The 3784-nt window shown below is 37.8% G+C and carries 1 protein-coding gene; it reads left to right on the top strand.

The window, feature by feature from the left end; translation table 11 throughout:
* The first annotated feature begins 159 nt into the window (after positions 1-159).
* On the top strand, positions 160-3414 hold the full coding sequence (locus ACSHXM_RS21220) for a type I restriction endonuclease subunit R (protein ID WP_435692315.1): 3255 nt from the start codon (positions 160-162) through the stop codon (positions 3412-3414).
* The last annotated feature ends 370 nt before the right edge of the window (positions 3415-3784 follow it).

The raw sequence follows: 3784 nt of genomic DNA, 5'->3' as shown, positions 1-3784 counted from the left end.
TTGAACATTCAAAAACTAAATATTCTTCTTAAAACACGGTGCTTCTGTCTAAAGGTATTAGGGAACATATTTGTGAAATATTAGAAGGTGGTAATGAGGCTTTCAAAAAAAGAGAGCAAAAATACCAACTCACTAAAACTATTTAATCAAGGGATAGAAATGTCAGACGCAGCACAAGAGAAAATCTTTCAAGACGATATATTAGATCAAATGCAGTCTCAAGGCTGGTTATTAGGTCAGTCGAATAAATACAATAAAGCATTAGCCCTTTACCCAGAAGATGTCATTGCTTTTATTAAGGCAACACAACCTGAACAGTGGGATAAATTAGCGCAGCATTTTCCAGAGACAGATAGAAACCCAACAGCTACGGCTGATGCACTGCTCAAATCATTAGAGCAAGAGTTAAAAAATGAAGGAACTTTGTGGGTATTACGAAACAAAGTAAATAATCGTGGTGCTAAGTTTGATCTATGTAGCTTTAAGCCTGATCACGACTTAAACCCAACAGCAACGGTTAAATACGAACAAAACATACTGCGAGTTGTACCAGAACTGGTTTATTCGCCAAATGGTTATGATGGTCGGTTAGACTTAACCCTATTCGTAAATGGTATTCCCGTAGCGACTTGTGAGCTTAAATCAGAGTTTAAACAATCAATCAATAACGCTAAAATTCAGTATATGAAGGACAGGCAACCAAAAGATCCTAAAACTAAAAAGCCAGAGCCATTATTAACCTTTAAACGTGGTGCATTGGTTCACTTTGCAGTGAGTCAATACAATGTGGCAATGACCACTAATTTAAGCGGCAAAAAGACCTTCTTCTTACCGTTTGACCAAGGAACGGCTGAAGGTGGCCAAGGCAATGATATTCCGCCTTTATCGGCTGATGGTTCAGACAGTTATGCAACGTCTTACCTTTGGGATGAAATTTTCCAAAAAGACAATTTACTTCTGATTTTAAGTCGTTATATTCATCTTGAAGTAAAAGATGAAGAGCAGTTGGACGGTTCAATCAAAGTTAAAGAAACTATGATATTCCCTCGCTATCATCAATGGTCAGTTGTTTCAAAGTTACTCAATACCGTTGATAGTGAAGGAACAGGTGAAAAGTACCTTATTCAACACAGTGCTGGTTCGGGTAAATCAAACTCGATTGCGTGGCTATCGCATCAACTTGCTTCAAAACATTATTACACTGATCACCCTAAATTAAATAAAACCGCTGGTGATAAGGTTTTTGACTCTGTAATTGTGATTACAGACAGAACGGTTTTAGATAGTCAGTTACAAGATACTATTTATCAGTTTGACCATAACGAAGGTATGATTGCTCGTGTTAATAGAGAAGAAGCACAAGGCAGTAAATCAAGCCAATTAGCAGGTGAACTGAAAGCCAGCACCTCTATCATTATTGTAACGATTCAAACCTTCCCTCACGTATTAGAAGCGATCCGTAAAGACTCGACTCTTGCAGGGAGAAGCTTTGCGGTAATAGCTGATGAAGCGCATTCAAGTCAAACAGGCACAACCGCACGAAAATTACGTGAAGTGCTTATGGCAGAAAAACTTGATGGGAATGAAGAGAGCGCCAGCGGCGAAGTAGAGTTGTCGAGTGAAGATATGCTGCGCTTATCGCTGGAAGCTCGTAAAGGCTCAAATAATATTAGTTATTTTGCTTTTACCGCAACACCTAAATCTAAAACATTAGAATTATTTGGTCGTAAACCTGATGCTGATGAGCCAGCAAGTGATACTAATAAGCCGTTACCTTTTCACGTTTACTCTATGCGCCAAGCCATTGAAGAAGGGTTTATTCTGGATGTATTACAAAATTACACCAGTTACCGAGTTGCTTACCAATTAGCGCACGACAACCTCGATTCAGATCAAGAAGTAGATAGTAAGAAAGCCGCTTCAAAAATGGCGAAGTGGGTTCGTTTACACCCTTATAATATTGCACAAAAAGTGGAAACCATTGTTGAGCATTTCAACGACAAAATTAAGCATTTGTTAGGCGGTGAAGCAAAAGCAATGGTTGTTACGAGTAGCCGTTTAGAAGCGGTGCGCTACAAAGTAGCGTTTGAAAAATATGTTCAAGATAAAGGTTATAACAACGTGAATGCAATGGTGGCATTTTCAGGGGAAGTAAATGATCCTGATTTACCCGATCACCCTTTTACTGAAAACAATATGAACCCTAACTTGCGTGGTCGTGATATGCGTAAAGCATTTGACACTGCCGATTATCAAGTGATGTTAGTGGCCAATAAATTTCAAACAGGATTTGACCAACCTAAACTTGTCGCTATGTATGTGGACAAGCCACTTAAAGGCGTTGAATGTATTCAAACCCTATCAAGACTAAATCGAACATATAAAGGCAAAGATAAGACCTTTGTGCTTGATTTTGTAAATGATCCAGAAGAGGTTTTAGCTGAGTTTAAAGTTTACTTTCAAACGGCAGAACTAACAGGCGTTTCTGATCCTAATATCGTTTATGAGCTAATGAAAAAGCTTAACAAGGTTGATATTTATAAATGGTTTGAGGTTGAAGCGTTTGTTGAGGCGTATAACAACAAAAAAGCTAACCAAGCTAAATTAGCGAACCTATGTAAACCTGCCGTAGATCGTTTCACGCTTCGCTATAAAGAAGCAACACTGGTGCTTGAGTCAGCACAAGCTGATTTATCTAAAGCAAAGATAGTTAAGAATGATAAAGCGATTAAGTTTGCCGAAAACAGTGTTAAACAGGCCAAAGAAGCGAGAGACATTCTGGAAGTGTTTAAAAAGGATTTAATCTCTTTTTATCGTTACTACGAGTTTACTTCTCAGATCGTCAATTTTGATGATTATGAACTAGAAAAATTGAGTATCTTCGCCAAACATCTACACCCACTTTTACGACTTGATATTGTTGAAGATGATGTTGATTTGACTGATGTAGTAATGACCCATTACCGCTTGCACGAGCAACGAGAAGCAGATATTCAATTGGGTTATCAAATTGGAGAACCTACGCCAACACTACCACTCACAAAAGAAGGAAGTGGCGCAGTACCGAAAGATCCAAAAACTGAGTTATTAAACGAGATAATAAACCGAATGAACGATTTGTTTATTGAAGATGGTTTGTCTGAAAATGATATGCTCAATTATGCCAATACTATTGCAGGAAAAATCTCTGAAAATGATACGGTAATGGATCAACTGCGTAGTAATACCAAAGAACAAGCAATGCTGGGCGAGTTTCCGAGCTCAATCAACAATGCCGTTATTGAAAGTATGGACATTCATAACGATATGGCGATGAAACTTCTTTCTAATGAGGCTGTTGCAAAAGGCTTCGCTGGATTGATGTTTGATGTGCTGATGAAAGGTTTAGGTAAATCAAGTGAGGCTCAAAGTTAAGTAACGATAATTCACCACCCTGGCAATTAGTTTCGAGGTGGTGAGTTTTAAAATGCCTATATTTGTACTAGTTAAGACTTGATCTGACACTTACCCATTTATCAATCAGTGCCGTCAGGTTAGATTTGAGCTAAATTCTTTTCAGTCACAATCTGTTTACCATCAAGTAATGTTTCTATGGGTGTTTTACTGTTGCACATTTTGCATTGACCACTACATGAAGATATCTTTGAGGATAATAATAGATGTCCTTCTTTTAGGACTTAATAAGAGTAAGAAGAAGTAATAACAATAGTAAGCGTACGGCCATTACACCTAGTATCTTTATTTAAGTGTCCACTTGTTTTTTAGTGGACATTTAGTCTTTTGA

This window comes from Paraglaciecola sp. (assembly GCF_051252315.1).
Taxonomy (GTDB): domain Bacteria; phylum Pseudomonadota; class Gammaproteobacteria; order Enterobacterales; family Alteromonadaceae; genus Paraglaciecola.
Note: the sequence above shows the minus strand (reverse complement) of the source record. Positions and strands in the feature narration are given on the sequence as shown.